This window comes from Thermoanaerobacter siderophilus SR4, assembly GCF_000262445.1.
GTDB lineage: Bacteria > Bacillota > Thermoanaerobacteria > Thermoanaerobacterales > Thermoanaerobacteraceae > Thermoanaerobacter > Thermoanaerobacter ethanolicus.
Map to the genome: position 1 here is coordinate 774,012 of NZ_CM001486.1, position 15,690 is coordinate 789,701.

Sequence of the window (15,690 nt, forward strand, 5' to 3'; positions counted from 1 at the left end):
CGAAACAAGTAATTTATTTTTTCTCCCCCTTTTCTTTTTTCTCTTCTCCTCTTCTTCTTAAAAAAAAAAAGGAGTGCCCCATAAGGGGGTGGGTCCCCCTTTGTGTTGGGAGGCCCATCCCACCCCACGCGGTTCTTCTCCCCGCTTCTTTCCCATACCCCCCCGTTGGGGTAACTTTCTTTTCCCCTTGAGTTTCCGGGCGTTAAAACCCTTTTTTTTTTTTTAATTTTGGTTTTCCCTACCCTTTACCTTTCCCCTTCTTTTTAATTTTTCCCGGTCGGAAACAGTTTCCTTTTTCTGTTATTTGTAAAAAAGTCCTCTTAACGGGCATTAGAAATGGCTGTTCTAGGCCTCTCTTCGGGGTCGGTATATAATTGGTTTACAACATCCATAAACTTCCAAAATTTTCCCGCACCATTCGCACTCTCTCTTGCCACATCCACATTCTAATGCCTAAAGTGCTGACCCTACTACTATCGGTGTGTCATCCCCCGGAAACTCATATTCATTCAATAATTCCCTTACTTCCATCTCTACTAATTCTATTAATTCTGGATCGTCTACCATGTCTGCCCTTGTTTTAAAAATACTACTATATATGGCACTCCTACCTGCCTCGCCAATAATATGTGTTCCCTCGTCTGTGGCATCGGTCCGTCTGCTGCTGATACTACTAATATCGCCCCGTCCATCTGTGCTGCCCCTGTTATCATGTTCTTTACATAGTCAGCATGACCTGGACAGTCTACGTGCGCATAGTGCCTCTTCTCTGTCTCATATTCTACGTGAGTCGTGTTTATCGTTATTCCCCTTGCTCTCTCCTCCGGCGCCTTGTCTATCTCGTCATATCCCTTCGCCTCTGCCATTCCTGCCTTCGATAATACCATCGTTATCGCTGCTGTCAACGTCGTCTTACCATGGTCTACGTGACCTATCGTCCCTACGTTTACGTGGGGCTTCTTCCTCTCAAATTTTTGCTTCGCCATCCTCTTTTCCTCCTTTACTTCAATAAACTTGTCCTGGTGTTTCTTAAAATTGTGTCATAAAAGTAACCCTTTATACATTAATAGGATTAAAAAGCACAACTTCTATGATAAAAAAAAACATCAATAACAAAATTGGAGCCCGCGACCGGGATCGAACCGGTGACCTCCGCCTTACCAAGGCGACGCTCTGCCTACTGAGCTACGTGGGCAAAAGGGAATATCACGACTCCGATTTTTGATTTTACTATAAAGTCTTCTAAATGTCAATAGTTAGCTGTTTCTCATTTCAAGATATCTTTCTAATTTTCTTTTTACACGCTGTAAAGCATTGTCTATAGATTTAACATGCCTGTTTAAATCTTCAGCAATTTCTTGATATGATTTACCATCCAAATATGATACCAAGACCTCCCACTCTAATCCACTCAATAATTCTTCCATCTTGCTCTCAATGTTAACGTATTCCTCTTTGCTTATTATTAACTCTTCAGGGTCGGCAATGCATTGGGTAGAAACAACGTCCATAAGAGTCCTATCAGATTCTTCATCAAAGATGGGCTTATTGAGGGAAACATAAGAATTAAGCGGTATATGTTTCTGTCTTGTTGCGGTTTTAATTGCAGTAATAATTTGACGAGTCACACATAATTCCGCAAAAGCTTTGAAAGAGGTGAGCTTGTCACTTTTGTAATCTCGAATTGCTTTATAAAGGCCTATCATTCCTTCTTGAATAATGTCTTCCTTATCGGCACCTACTAAAAAATAGGCACGAGCTTTTGCTTTTACAAAACTTTTATACCTTTCAATAAGGTACTCTAAAGCAACTTCGTCTCCTTTTTGAGCTCTAAAAACGACCTCCTCCTCTTCCATTTGGTCATATGGTTGATAGTAATCCTGCTGCGCCCCAGATTTCACCAATACCGCCCCCATTTATTATTCCGGCAACTTTATACGTTATAATTATACATTATATTGGTAAAGGTAGTCAAGCTAATTTTAACTGTTTTCTGCCATTTTGCGCAGTTTTTTTACTATTTCATTATCAAGTCGCTCTTCCAAATTGTCTTTATAAACTGTATTCACATAGCTTTTTTTATGTCTTTCAATATATCTATTCATTTCTTCATAAAGTTCTTTTGCAGACATTCTTATTGCACCATGAGCTAAAACCACCTGCTGCACAGTCCAATCGGAACTTACCACAACAACCTGTTCTTTTTTCGCTAATTCTACTACTTTTAACTCTATAAAGTGATCTGCCGATTCTCCTTCTTTTGTGTAAACAACCTCAATACCATTGATTTCTTCATGTTTTTCTAGACTTCCTTTTACATACATTGCATCAAAAACTAATATTATATTTATCCCCGAATATCCTTTAAAATCAGCCAACATATCTATTAACTTGTCCCGCGCATCTTCCAAATTTTTTTGCGCTTCTTCTTTTAGTATCTGCCAGTTGTTTATTACATTATAGCCGTCTACCAACATGTACAAGGACATCACGCCTTACCTTTTCTTTTTGATACTACCTGATAAATCAAAATGGAGGCTGCTACAGAAGCATTTAAAGAATTTATTTTACCTTTCATCGGTATCTTAACCACAAAATCGCAATTTTGCAAAACCAATTTAGAAACCCCTTTTCCTTCACTGCCAATTACAATAGCAAGAGGAAAATCATAATCCAGCTCTTCAAAACTTTTTCCCGCATTTACATCTGTTCCAACAATCCATAAGCCTCTTTCTTTTAAACCTCGTATTGTATTGTTAATATTTGATACTTTTGCTATTCTCATATGTTCTACTGCTCCGGCAGAAGTTTTTACAACAGTAGCATTTACTCCTACAGCCCGCCTTTTTGGAATTATTATCCCATGGACTCCAAAAGCCTCTGCGCTTCTTATAATCGCACCCAAATTGTGAGGGTCTGTTATCTCATCTAATATCAACAAAAAAGGCTTTTCTTTCCTTTGTTCAGCATATTCCAAAAGGTCATCTACATCGAAGTATTTATATACAGCACCTACAGCCACGACCCCTTGGTGATTTTGACTACCGGCTAATTTACTTAAAATATCATTATCAGTAGTAGAAACTACAATACCTGCTTCTTTGGCAAGATTTATTATCTTTGAAATATTTCCTCCTGCTGTTTTAGAAACGTATATTTTTTCAATTTCCTTCCCACTTTTTATAGCTTCGATTACTGGATTTCTACCAAGAATTACATTCTGCTCTTCCATAATCATCACCTATTCTTCAATAACTTGTACAGAAAGCTCAAGAATGTTTTTTAATCTTTCAAATTCTCCTGCAAGATATAAATAACCTAGCAAAGCTTCAAATCCCGTAGCATACCTATAGGCCTGTACTTCTACTCCTTTAGGCATAGTATTAGACTTTACATTTCTTCCTCTTCTAACTACGTCTTTTTCCTCTTCTGTGAGAAAATCATAAATTCTTTTTACAGATTCTGCCTGAGATTTAGCTTTTACATACTTAACTGTCTCTTTGTGCAAAAAATTAACAGACCGATTTTCTTTTGCTGCAATCATGGTGCGAATGTATAAGCTATACACAGCATCTCCAATAAAAGCTAAAACAAGGGGGGATAAACTTAACACCCCCTTCTTCGTAAGCAACTCTGAATTTTCTAAAAACCCCATCATACTCTTTTCCATCTTACTCCCTCTGGCGTATCTTCCAAAATTATTCCCTTTTCTCTCAGTCTATCTCTTATTTCATCAGCTAACTTCCAATTCTTTTCTTTTCTTGCTTTTTGCCTTTCTTCTATTAAAGCAAGTATTTCTTCGTCATTGAGCTCAGTCTCCACGCCTCTGTAAGAAAGTCCTAAAACTTCTGAGAGTTTTAAAAACATATCTAAAATATATTCTACCAATTTCTTTGAAGAATTTCTACTGAGATTTGCATTGGAGGTTTTTGCCATTTCAAACAAAACTGATATGGCATCCGCAGTGTTAAAATCGTCATCCATTGCCTCTTCAAATTCTTTTTTATATTCTTCAAACTTTTCCATCAACTTCTTCTCTTCTTCGTTTAATCCCCCATCCTTGCACACATTGGCCAAATGTTTTAAATTGGCCACTGCATTTAACAATCTTTCATAAGCAGAATTTGCCTGCTCCATTAAATCTAAACTAAAATTAATGGGGCTTCTGTAGTGAGCCATAAGCATAAAAAGTCTTAAAACTTCAGGATTGTATTTCTCTGTTATTTCTCTTACTGTAAAGAAATTCCCTTTAGATTTTGACATTTTTTCATTATTTATATTTAAATACCCTATATGCATCCAATATTTAGAAAATGGTTGTTCATATGCTGCTTCACTCTGAGCAATTTCGTTCTCATGATGAGGAAAGACCAAATCAGGACCACCAGCATGGATATCTAAAGTTTTGCCCAAATATTTCGTAGACATAACAGAGCATTCTATATGCCATCCTGGCCTTCCCTTTCCCCATGGACTGTCCCACGCAGGTTCACCGGGCTTTTGAGCTTTCCAGAGAACAAAATCCAATGGATTTTTCTTTTCTTCATTTATCTCAATTCTTGCGCCTGCCTGCAATTCTTCTATATTTTTGTGAGAAAGCTTCCCGTAATCCTTAAATTTCGCAGTTTCAAAATAAACATTTCCATTTACCACATAAGCATATCCTTTGTCGATTAAAATCTTTATAAATTCGATTATATCTTCTATATGCTCTGTAGCTTTAGGATGAACTGTTGCTCTTTTTATACCCAAATTATCTGCATCTTTAAAATATTCGTCTATATATTTTTCCGCTACTTCTTTTGTAGTAACATTTTCTTCTTGGGCTCTTTTAATTATTTTATCGTCAATATCAGTAAAATTTTGAACGTAATTTACTTTATAACCTTTATATTCTAAATATCTTCTCACCGTATCAAATACAATAAAAGCCCTCGCATTTCCTATGTGGATGTAATTATATACAGTAGGTCCACAAACATACATGTTCACTATCTTATCATTTAAAGGTTCCAATTCTTCTTTTGTCCTTGAAAGAGTATTATACAGCTTCATCTTTCTCTTCCTTCCTTTCAATTAAAATTTGCTCTAACCTTTCAATCCTCTTTCTTAATTTTTGCAATTCCTCTTCCACAGGGTCAGGAAGTTTACCATGCTCTAAATCCACCACATATGGAGAAGCTATACGTATATTATCTTTTTTTACACAGCGAGCAGGTACTCCGACTACTGTGCTATTAGGTGGTACATCTTTTAAAACAACTGCACCCGCACCAATTTTAGAATTTTCTCCTACTACTATAGGGCCTAATACTTTCGCACCACTTCCTATAACCACATTATCTTTTATAGTAGGATGTCTTTTACCTTTTTCCTTTCCTGTACCTCCTAAAGTTACCCCTTGATATATTGTCACATTGTCACCAATCTCTGTAGTCTCCCCTATTACAACTCCCATACCGTGATCGATAAAAAAATCTCCTACCTATCTTAGCACCGGGATGTATTTCAATCCCTGTGAGAAATCTATTAAACTGCGAAATAAGCCGGGGAATTAAAATTAAACCTTTTTTATGCAAATAGTGGGCAATTCTGTGTAGTATTATAGCGTGGAGCCCGGGATAACATAATATAACCTCCAGCACGCTTTTGGCAGCAGGGTCTCTTTCAAAAATAACTTGGATGTCTTCTTTTAAAGTTTTAAACATACCAAACACCTCCTTAAAAATTTACCCCCCTCATCTCAGAGACGAGGGGGGACTCCCGTGGTTCCACTCTGCTTGAGTTTTAAACTCCACTCATTTTAGATAACGGCAAAGGCCGGTAACCCCCTACTCAAAGTTCAGGGATACAGCTCGGAGATGCACTTCTTATAACATATCCTCGAGCTACTCGCAGCCTATGGTAGCTCTTCTCTGAAGGCTTATGTTATAATACTCTTCTCCTCATCGCTTTTCACTTTATTAAATTTATCGCTTTTTTAAGCCTATTTATCACTTTATCCTTCCCCAAAAGAGGAATAATCTTCACCAATTCAGGTCCATGGTCTTCTCCTGTTATTGCTACTCTGATTGGCATGAAAAATTCTTTCCCTTTTACATTCGTTTCTTTTTGCAATTTTTTAAGCAAATCTTTAACATATTCCTCTGTTATTTCATCAGCTTCCTCTATGGCTTTTTTAACTGCTTCTAGTACAGTTTTACTATTTGGACTATTCAATATTTTCATCGTTTCATCAGTATACTCAACTTCTTCTACGAAAAACATCTTAGCTTTCTCAGTAATTTGAGCCACATATTGGAGTCCATCTTTGTAAAGGAATATTACATCCTTTAGCCAATTATACATCACATCATCTATTTCGTCAATGTATCCTGCCGCTTTTAAATGAGGAATAGCCAAATCAACAATTCTCTCAATAGAACTTTTTTGTATATATTGTTGATTCATCCAATTAAGCTTTTCAATGTCAAAAACAGGATTAGCACTGTGAATCCTTCTGAAATTAAATTTCTTTATTATTTCTTCTTTTGACATGATTTCTACATTATCCTCCGGTGACCAACTTAAAAGAGATAAAAAGTTAAACATAGCTTCTGGCAAATATCCCAATTCTCTATACTGGCCTATATAAGTATTCCCATGCCTTTTAGAAAGTTTAGTCCTATCTGGTCCCAATATTAAAGGCGCATGGGCAAACTTAGGAATTTCAAATCCTAAAGCCTTGTAAATGAGTATCTGCTTCGGAGTATTGTATATATGGTCTTCTCCTCTTATGACATGGGTAATCTTCATAAGAGCGTCATCTATTACAACTGCAAAATTGTAAGTAGGCATTCCGTCTGATTTGACAATTACCATGTCCCCGCCTAAAGTATCACTTTTTATTGTAATTTTTCCTTTTATCATGTCTTCAAACTCTATAACTTCATCGTCAGGAATAATAAACCTTATTACAGGTTTTCTTCCCTCTCTTATAAAGGCCTCTTCTTGCTCCTTTGTAAGATACCTACACCTTCCAGAATAACGAGGTATATCTCCTCTTTCTACTGCATTTCTTCTATCTTCTTCTAATTCCTCCGGAGTGCAATAGCATCTATATGCCTTTTTTTCTTCAATAAGTTTCTGGGCAAATTTATGATAAATTTCAAGTCTTTCACTTTGCCTATAAGGACCATAGGGACCTGGTTTGTCTGGCCCTTCGTCCCATTCTATACCTAACCACTCTAATTCTTTAAAGATTAATTCTTCAAACTCTTTTGAAGACCTTTCTAAGTCCGTGTCTTCAATCCTTAAAACAAAAGTAGCCCCTTCACTTCTAGAAAAAAGATAATTAAATAAAGCAGTTCTTATATTCCCTATATGAATAGCTCCAGTTGGGCTTGGCGCAAATCTAACTCTCAAATTGCTCATGTGTGTCACTCCATCCTTTTTTAGTTAATACTTTATACTAGATTTAATTATAACAAATTTTGCGCTTTTTAAATAGATGAAGTGACAATTGTGTGTAAAATTTCAACAAGTCGCTTGCTTTGTGCAAATGGAAGTTCTCCACCTGTTAAAATTTTACGCAAAATTCATGTATTTTACCTTCACTGTAGGAATAGCACTTAATTCCTCCGCCAATTCCTCCATAAATTTTTGTTCTCCTCTTACATTCAAAGTAATGAAACCGCTGCCATTTTGTGAATCATGTATTCCAAACCTTGCAATTATCTGGTCTCCGTGCTTTGTCAAAACTTCTTGAACTTTTGGGCCAAATTCGCTCCTTTTCTCCACACTAATACCCATTATATAAATATTCACAAGAGTCCCTCCTTTTTATCAACCTTTTGACAAATATTTTTTCACATACAAACTTTCTTTATGCAAAATAAGGGATTCCCTTCAAGGAACCCCTCACATCTTCTCTTTTATAATATTTTTCACCTTTTCTACAACATCAGAAATTTTTACCTCTTCTGCTTCTTCTTTTTCTCTCAATTTTATTTCCACTATTCCATCATCTACTTTTTTCCCTACTGTAATCCTTATAGGTATTCCTAACAAATCGGCGTCATTAAATTTGACACCAGCTCTCAAATCTCTATCATCTATTAAAACCTCTATTCCCTCTTTTTGCAAAGCAGCATATATATCTTCGGCTACTCGATTTTGAGCTTCATTAGAAACATTCACAGGTACTATAATCACATGATAAGGTGCAACACTCATAGGCCATATAATACCTTTCTCATCATGGTGTTGCTCTATAATAGCAGCAACCGTTCTATTAATTCCTATTCCATAGCAGCCCATTATAATTGGCTTTTCATTTCCCTCTTCATCTACATACTTAGCTCCTAATGCATCACTGTACTTTGTCCCCAACTTAAAAATATGTCCTACTTCTATACCTCTGTCAATTTTAAGCGGTGAACCACACCTTGGGCACTTATCTCCTTCAATAACATTCTTGATATCTGCCACAACATCAGCTTTAAAGTCTCTACCATAGTTGACATTTTTAATATGATAATCTGTCTCATTTGCTCCTACTATAAAATTCCTCATTTGCGGAATCTCATTATCTACTATTATCATTACTTCTCCTTTTAATCCTATAGGTCCTGCAAATCCCACTTTTGCTCCTGTAACCTTTTCAACTATTGATGCATCTGCCAATTCTAATTCCTCTTCTCTTATTCCTAAAATATTTAAAAGCTTTGTTTCGTTTAAGTCTCTATCTCCACGAACTAATGCTGCTATAACGTTGTCCTTTGCCTTGTATATAAGAGTTTTTACAAATTTATCAGGAGTAATTCCCAAAAAATTAACCAACTCTTCAATTGTTCTAACATTTGGTGTATATACTTTTTCTTTTGGCAACATCTCTTCATCTATTTCTTGGTTGATAAGGCATTCTGCCTTTTCCTCATTTGCAGCATAACCACAATTGTCACAGTAAGCTATTACTGCTTCCCCTACACCAGAAATTACCATAAACTCTTTTGAGTCTTTTCCTCCCATAGCACCTGAATCAGCTTCTACGACCAAATATTTAAGTCCACATCTATCAAATATTCGGCAGTAAGCCTCATACATTTTATTAAAGGACTTATCCAACCCTTCCCAATCCACATCAAAGCTGTAAGCGTCCTTCATTATAAATTCTCTACTTCTCATGACGCCAAATCTCGGGCGCCTTTCATCTCTAAACTTAGTTTGAATTTGATATAAAATAAGAGGAAGCTGCCTATAAGACTTCACTTCATTTCTAATAAGGTCTGTAAAAACCTCTTCGTGTGTAGGCCCTAAGCAAAAGTCCCTTTCATTTCTATCTTTTAGCTTAAACATCTCAGGGCCAAATACATCCCATCTTCCACTTTCTTTCAAAAGTTCTGCTGGAATAAGAGCAGACATTAATACCTCTTGACTGCCAGCTCTGTCCATCTCTTCTCTTACAATTTGCTCCACTTTTCTAAGTACCCTTTGTCCTAATGGCAAGTAAATATATACCCCTGAAGCCAATTTCCTCATCAATGCAGCCTTTAACATTAAAATATGGCTGGGAATTTCAGCTTCAGCAGGAATTTCTCTTAAAGTCGGAACTAACAGCTGCGATAGTCTCATTTTCATCCTCCTAAGTACATAATTTTAAGTAAATTTTATTTTACCTACTTTTTTATGTCAACACCTAATTCTTCTAAACTGACAATAACATAGGCTTTTATTCCCTCTTGTCTACCTGTAAAACCTAATCCTTCCTCTGTTTTTGCTTTTACATTTATTCTTTCTTTCTCAATTTTTAATAATTCCGATAATTTTATTCTTATTTGCTCTTTATAAGGAAATAACTTAGGCCTTTGCGCTACAATAATACAATCCACATTATTTACTCTGAATTTATTCTCTATTATTGCCAACACTTTTTTTAATAAAAGGCTACTATCAATATCTTTATAGGCTATCTCCGTATCAGGAAAGTGCTCCCCTATATCCCCTAAACCAGCTGCTCCTAAAATAGCATCAATTAAGGCGTGTATCAAAACATCTGCATCAGAATGGCCTGCCAAACCTTTATCATGGGGAATTTCTACTCCCCCCAGTATTAACTTTCTTCCTTTTTCAAACTTGTGGACGTCATATCCCAACCCTACTCTCACTTCAACCATCCTTTACTCTAAAATTCCCTTCTTTATCAACTTCTAAACTCATGCTTACACCTCTTGCAAAGCGAGATGTTTTAATCTTTTTTACAAAATTCCCCTTATTAGTCTCAATATATACCTCCGAAACAAAAGGCTCTCTTACAGAAATGCGATATTCTCCTTCAGGTTTTAAATTTAGATGCCATGTGTATTTTCCCAAGATATCATAACTTGTAGCATTTTTACTTCTGTCCAGCACCACAATTTTTTTGTCTGTTATCATGCTCAAATATGATACAACTTTTTCTAAAATAGAAACTTGTGGCCTTTCTTTAACACCCAATATTTGTTGCAAATAAGGAATAGAATCATTTAAAATCCCAATATGACCTGTTTTTACAATAAATTTTTCTCCTTCTACCCCTAACGCGCTCTTTTTAAGGACTGTACCGTCCCCTTTATCGTCCCTTATTACACCTACTGGCTTGCCATCTGGCCATACTATCTCACTTACTGGTTTTTCTACTTGAATAAACTTATTAGTATATATTCCATCTCCTGAAAAAACATAGATTTTCTTGACTCTGTCGTATAAAACTCCTACTTGCTCATTTAAACTATTCAAAAATTCATTTATAACTTTCATATACTCAATATTTTTAAACAAAATTTTATCATATCGAGTAGGATACATAAAAATATAATTCCCATATTCGCGAGAAGGCATTAAGTCTTTCACAGAGGGGATATATTTTCTAATAACAGTTATGGCATCACTCTCTCCTTTTATTTTTGAAAAAATCCACAAAAACCCTTTAAAGAGCATGTTTATAAAATCATCATCCTCTGGGGCTACAGTACCCCCTTCCCAACCATAATAAGCATTTGCCGCTCCAAAATGGGGAGTAGCTAAAAATATCAATCTATCCACATCAAATTGATATTTATCGCTTTGAATATAACTTCTCGCCAAAAGTCCTCCCATGCTATGGCATATCAAATCTACTTTATGGCTGCCAGTCTTAGCTTTTGCCTCTTCAATAGTCAGTTTAAGGGTATCAACAGAATCCGGCACACTTTTCCACCATTCATAATAACATATAAATAGATTTTTCCCTTCTACTAAGCCTAATTTGCCCAAATTTTCTATAAAAGGATTATAAGCATAAGCCGCAGGACCAAAACTCCATATTTTCCCTAAAGGAGTTGGAGTAAAAATAGAACCAAACATCCCGTGTACAAAAACCACAGGGTTATCCATAAAATCACCCTCATACAATTTAATAGAAAATTCTCTATTAAATTATATGAGGATTCGCGAAAAACGTTATTTTTTTAAAAAAGCCTCTGCTACAATCAAATCCTCGGGCGTAGTTATCTTTATATTTCTATAGTCCCCTTCAACTACTTTTACTTTATAACCCAATCTCTCCACTAATACTGTGTCATCTGTCCCCAAAAAACCATCCTCCAGTGCCTTTTGATGAGCTTTAATAATCAAATTCCTTTCAAATACCTGAGGGGTTTGAATTGCCCATAAATATTTTCTATCAGGGGTATTTAAAATAAAATTTTTCCCATCAACTACTTTTATAGTGTCTTTGACAGGTACTCCCAATGCTACTGCTTTATGCAAATAAGCTTCTTTTAAAGCTTTTATAACTGTTTCTTTCTCAATTAAAGGCCTTGCTCCATCATGAATTGCTATAATTTCGCAATCTACCTTTGTATTTGTAATTCCATTATAAACAGAATACTGCCTTTCACTACCTCCTTCTACTAATTTAATTGGTTTTTTGAAAATATACTTTTTTACTACATTTTCTTGGCAATATTCCATTTCTTCCTTTGATACAACAACAACAATTTCCTTAATCCAATCAATTTCATCAAAGGCTTTGAGAGAATAATACAAAACTGGTTTACCTGCTATAGTAAGGTATACTTTATTTACTGTGTGCCCCATTCTAATGCCTTTACCTGCCGCCACTACAACTGCACTTGCATTCATTTTCTCTACCTCACAAGTAAAATAATGCACACTCCAATTATATCATTTCCCCACAAAAAAACACAGGTTTCCCTGCGTTTTTTCATATAGCCTTTTCTTGTTCTGCTTGTTTGGGCTTTGCAAATATCATCCTCCCTGCGGCAGTTTGCAAAACACTAGTAACAAGCACTTCTATAGTATTACCTATGAATTTTTTACCACCGTCTACAACAATCATCGTGCCATCGTCCAAATAAGCAACTCCCTGCCCGGCCTCTTTGCCATCTTTAATAACTTGCACCACCATTTCTTCTCCAGGAAGAACAATTGGTTTTACCGCATTGGAAAGTTCATTTATATTCAAAACAGGGACCCTGTGAAATTCCGCTACTTTGTTTAAATTATAATCATTAGTTATTATTTTGCCTTTTAGCATTTGGGCAAGTTTCAAAAGTTTTGTATCTACTTCTGCCGCATCAATTTCCTTATCTACAATTTCCACTTTGATATTTAACTCATTCTGTATTTTATTTAAAACATCCAGTCCTCGTCTACCCCTATTTCTCTTTAAAGAATCAGAAGAATCCGCAATATGCCTTAATTCCTCTAATACAAAAGCCGGAATTATTAAAGGTCCTTCAATAAAGCCTGTCTTACATATGTCAAATATCCTGCCATCTATAATTACACTGGTATCCAAAATTTTTGGGATTCCACTATACTCGTTTTTAACAGTCTTTTGCGGTCCCAATTTTTTCATAAAGGAAAACACATTTAAAATATCTTCTTTTTTCTTTAAAGAAATTCTAATGCCTAAATACCCCAAAAATAAATTCAAAAGAATTGGCACTACTTTACCTACAATAAAAATAGAATAGAGAGGCGCGCTTAGCAAATTAGCCACAATAAGCCCTACTATTAACCCAAATGCTCCTATTAAAATTTCATCAATCGGCATATTCTGAAGTTTTGCTTCCAACCACTGTTCAAAGTCTTTCCCCCACTTTATAAATTTAGGAGAAATGACATAAAATATGATTCCACCTATTAAAGTACCTATAATATAAGCTATCACTGTTGAAAAATAATTTAACTGTATAGGCACAAAGTTCTGGTCTTTTACAAGATCTAGCAAAAGCTTTGTCAATTCAAAACCCGCCGCCATTCCCAGTAATCCAATTCCACTTCTTATAATTTTATACAACACTTTTTCACCTCCTATCTCTATTATTGGCTATTTTTCACATTATTATAAGCAGTTTGGGGGAATAATTAAAAATATTTCACAATTTTTACACGTATAAAGTGGTTGTTAATTACAGTATACTACTTATGTAGATGGATTGTCAATTTAACAAAAGATTAAAATTACATTAATGCTATATAATGTATTTAAATGCCATTCTAAATATTGACATGGTAATGGTTTAAGTCTATAATAAAAGCAAGAGAAATCTTAAAAACTCATAGAACGGGAGTGGACAAAAAAATGAAGGATATTATTGTAGACGACCTTCAAAACACAGTAGATGAATACCTTCTGCGCCATAGAAGTATTATGGACATACTTACAAAAATACAAGAGAGCAGTGCCCGCATAAATAGAGCTGTTGCTAAATCAGTAACCGAGTGCGGTTGCATAAGGATAAATGCTAGCAAACAAGAAACTCCCCCGGATGCAACTTTGGAAGAGGCCCACAAATATTTCAAAACCCATCTTGAGGGCCAACTCTGTGAAAACTGTAAAGAAGTTATAGAAGCAGAAATAGGTAACAATATCTTTTACATAATCGCTTTGTGTAATGTTTTAGGACTTAATTTTTACGACATACTCCTAAAAAAGCACAAAGAGTTAAACACTTTAGGCATATTTAACATGTTATAAAATAAGCGTCTTCCTTAGGAAGACGCTTCAGTTTGTTGACAAAGTCAAAAAATTTTAAAATAGGATATTTTGCATCGTCACTCCGATGTTCCAAAGCGACAAAACTAAACTCGACCTTCGGGTTCCGGCAGGGTACCGGGCACATTCGACATCCCTGTCTTAGTGCCCGCCTCCGCCATCCGTGGCTACGGCCCTGCCTCCACCCTCGGTCTTGTTAAGTTTTGTTGACGCTTTGTCACAAGTCGTTCCTTATGCAAAATATCCTATTTTCGAAAGTTTGTCTACAGTCTGAAGCGTCTTCCTTAGGAAGACGCTTATTGTTTTATCTTTCTTAAAAAATCCATAATTTCTTTTATATCTCTTACCTTAATAATTTTTATATTCTCAAACTTTTTTATTTCTTTTGTTTTCATCTCAGGAATAAAAACTTGAGAAAATCCCATCTTTTGTGCTTCACCTATTCGTTTATCTATATTGCTGACTCCTCTCACTTCTCCCGTCAATCCCACCTCTCCTATAAAACAAACATCTTCAGGAATAGGTATATTAAAATATCCAGAAAGAGATGAAGCAATTATTCCAAGGTCAGCAGCTGGCTCTTGAATTTTCATTCCTCCAGCCACATTTACATATGCATCAAATTGTGAAAGATTTATGCCCAGTCTTTTTTCTATAACTGCCAAAAGCAATATAAAACGATTGTAGTCAAATCCAGTGGCCATTCTTCGCGGCACTCCAAAAGTAGTCTTACATATCAAAGACTGCACTTCCATTAAAATTGGCCTCGTCCCTTGAATAGAACATACAACAGCAGTCCCTGAAACATCTTTCGGCTTATTTGAGAGAATAAATTCAGAAGGATTGCTTATCTCACAAAGCCCATCCTCCTCCATATCAAAAACTCCTATTTCGTGAGTTGCGCCAAAACGGTTTTTTACAGCCCGCAATATCCTAAAAGACTGGGTCCTATCCCCTTCAAAATACAAAACTGTGTCTACCATATGTTCCAAAACTTTAGGGCCTGCTATTGCCCCTTCTTTTGTAACATGTCCTATCAAAAAAATACTTATGTCTTTTTGTTTTGCAATCTCCATCAGCCTTTGAGTCACTTGCCTTACCTGAGACACACTTCCTGGTATTGTCTCACTTTCCTCAGTGTACATTGTCTGTATAGAATCAATAATAACAAAATCCGGCTTATTCTCATCAATTTTTCTCTCTATCTCTTCTATATTTGTTTCGCACAAGAGATATATTTGTTGCTTTTCTTTCAAAATTCTATCTGCCCTCAGTTTAATCTGTTGAATTGATTCCTCTCCTGACACATAAAGTACCTTTCTGTTATCAGAAATATTACCTGCTACTTGTAATAGCAAAGTAGACTTCCCAATTCCTGGGTCACCACCTATTAAAACAAGAGAACCTTTTACAATTCCGCCACCTAAAACCCTGTCAAACTCTTCAATCCCTGTCTTTATTCTTTCTTCTTCTGAAAAAGTTACATCTTCGAGAAGAAATATTTGCGATCTATCTTTATTTTTCCTAAAATTTTTTGAATCCTCTATCGTTTCTTCCTCAAAAGAATTCCAGCTGTCACAATTAGGACATCTTCCCATCCATTTACTGCTTTCAAAGCCACACTCTCTACACACAAATTTTGTAGTTGATTTGGCCATACCTCCACC

Annotated in this window: 14 protein-coding genes, 1 tRNA gene, 2 pseudogenes and 1 other annotated feature; of the genes and pseudogenes, 1 reads left to right on the forward strand and 16 read right to left on the reverse strand. The window is 35.7% G+C overall.

Annotation, left to right across the window (positions count from 1 at the left end; translation table 11 throughout):
* Window positions 1–289 precede the first annotated feature (289 nt).
* The 15 genes and pseudogenes from THESIDRAFT1_RS03780 to THESIDRAFT1_RS03850 form a co-directional block, all read right to left on the reverse strand.
* A pseudogene (locus THESIDRAFT1_RS03780) lies at window positions 290–986 on the reverse strand (GTP-binding protein); the annotation flags it as partial.
* A gap of 133 nt (window positions 987–1,119) precedes the next feature.
* A tRNA-Thr gene (locus THESIDRAFT1_RS03785) sits at window positions 1,120–1,195 on the reverse strand.
* Window positions 1,196–1,256: 61 nt separating this feature from the next.
* The gene (gene sigH / locus THESIDRAFT1_RS03790; RefSeq protein WP_004404857.1) at window positions 1,257–1,901 is read right to left on the reverse strand and encodes an RNA polymerase sporulation sigma factor SigH; all 645 of its coding nucleotides are present in this window, start codon (window positions 1,899–1,901) and stop codon (window positions 1,257–1,259) included.
* 81 nt (window positions 1,902–1,982) lie between these two features.
* The gene (locus tag THESIDRAFT1_RS03795; protein WP_003870681.1) at window positions 1,983–2,489 is read right to left on the reverse strand and encodes an NYN domain-containing protein; all 507 of its coding nucleotides are present in this window, start codon (window positions 2,487–2,489) and stop codon (window positions 1,983–1,985) included.
* Entirely contained in the window at window positions 2,489–3,232 is a 744-nt protein-coding gene (gene rlmB, locus THESIDRAFT1_RS03800; RefSeq protein WP_004404861.1) for a 23S rRNA (guanosine(2251)-2'-O)-methyltransferase RlmB, read from the reverse strand. Before rlmB ends, THESIDRAFT1_RS03795 begins: the two co-directional genes overlap by 1 nt.
* Window positions 3,233–3,241: 9 nt before the next feature.
* Window positions 3,242–3,670, reverse strand: coding sequence for a Mini-ribonuclease 3 (locus THESIDRAFT1_RS03805; RefSeq protein ID WP_003870683.1), 429 nt, complete (start codon window positions 3,668–3,670; stop codon window positions 3,242–3,244).
* Window positions 3,655–5,055 (reverse strand): cysteine--tRNA ligase, encoded by a 1,401-nt coding sequence (gene cysS, locus THESIDRAFT1_RS03810; protein WP_004404864.1) that lies wholly within the window; start codon window positions 5,053–5,055, stop codon window positions 3,655–3,657. The genes THESIDRAFT1_RS03805 and cysS overlap by 16 nt, the downstream gene beginning before the upstream one ends.
* Window positions 5,042–5,708 (reverse strand): annotated as a pseudogene (gene cysE / locus THESIDRAFT1_RS03815) (serine O-acetyltransferase). Before cysE ends, cysS begins: the two are co-directional and overlap by 14 nt.
* A gap of 34 nt (window positions 5,709–5,742) precedes the next feature.
* Window positions 5,743–5,958 (reverse strand) — a binding site (T-box leader).
* Window positions 5,956–7,413, reverse strand: coding sequence for a glutamate--tRNA ligase (gltX, locus tag THESIDRAFT1_RS03820; RefSeq protein WP_006569574.1), 1,458 nt, complete (start codon window positions 7,411–7,413; stop codon window positions 5,956–5,958). Its footprint overlaps the feature before it by 3 nt.
* 153 nt (window positions 7,414–7,566) lie before the next feature.
* Window positions 7,567–7,806, reverse strand: coding sequence for a hypothetical protein (locus THESIDRAFT1_RS03825; protein ID WP_006569575.1), 240 nt, complete (start codon window positions 7,804–7,806; stop codon window positions 7,567–7,569).
* Window positions 7,807–7,899: 93 nt separating this feature from the next.
* A complete protein-coding gene (locus THESIDRAFT1_RS03830; RefSeq protein WP_006569576.1) occupies window positions 7,900–9,612 on the reverse strand; it encodes a proline--tRNA ligase in 1,713 nt (570 codons plus the stop codon).
* A gap of 44 nt (window positions 9,613–9,656) precedes the next feature.
* Window positions 9,657–10,154 (reverse strand): 2-C-methyl-D-erythritol 2,4-cyclodiphosphate synthase, encoded by a 498-nt coding sequence (gene ispF / locus THESIDRAFT1_RS03835; protein WP_003870689.1) that lies wholly within the window; start codon window positions 10,152–10,154, stop codon window positions 9,657–9,659.
* Entirely contained in the window at window positions 10,147–11,391 is a 1,245-nt protein-coding gene (locus THESIDRAFT1_RS03840) for a lipase family alpha/beta hydrolase (protein WP_006569577.1), read from the reverse strand. The genes ispF and THESIDRAFT1_RS03840 overlap by 8 nt, the downstream gene beginning before the upstream one ends.
* A gap of 66 nt (window positions 11,392–11,457) precedes the next feature.
* Complete coding sequence (gene ispD / locus THESIDRAFT1_RS03845) at window positions 11,458–12,141, reverse strand: 2-C-methyl-D-erythritol 4-phosphate cytidylyltransferase (RefSeq protein ID WP_006569578.1); 684 nt, start codon at window positions 12,139–12,141, stop codon at window positions 11,458–11,460.
* An 82-nt stretch (window positions 12,142–12,223) separates the two neighbouring features.
* Window positions 12,224–13,327, reverse strand: coding sequence for a PIN/TRAM domain-containing protein (locus THESIDRAFT1_RS03850; RefSeq protein ID WP_003868426.1), 1,104 nt, complete (start codon window positions 13,325–13,327; stop codon window positions 12,224–12,226).
* A gap of 282 nt (window positions 13,328–13,609) precedes the next feature.
* Here THESIDRAFT1_RS03850 and THESIDRAFT1_RS03855 point away from each other — a divergent pair, with 282 nt between their 5' ends.
* The gene (locus tag THESIDRAFT1_RS03855; RefSeq protein WP_006569579.1) at window positions 13,610–14,005 is read left to right on the forward strand and encodes a nucleoside triphosphate pyrophosphohydrolase family protein; all 396 of its coding nucleotides are present in this window, start codon (window positions 13,610–13,612) and stop codon (window positions 14,003–14,005) included.
* Between the two features lie 314 nt (window positions 14,006–14,319).
* Here THESIDRAFT1_RS03855 and radA read toward each other — a convergent pair whose 3' ends face one another.
* On the reverse strand, window positions 14,320–15,681 hold the full coding sequence (radA, locus tag THESIDRAFT1_RS03860) for a DNA repair protein RadA (RefSeq protein WP_003870692.1): 1,362 nt from the start codon (window positions 15,679–15,681) through the stop codon (window positions 14,320–14,322).
* Between the last annotated feature and the right edge of the window lie 9 nt (window positions 15,682–15,690).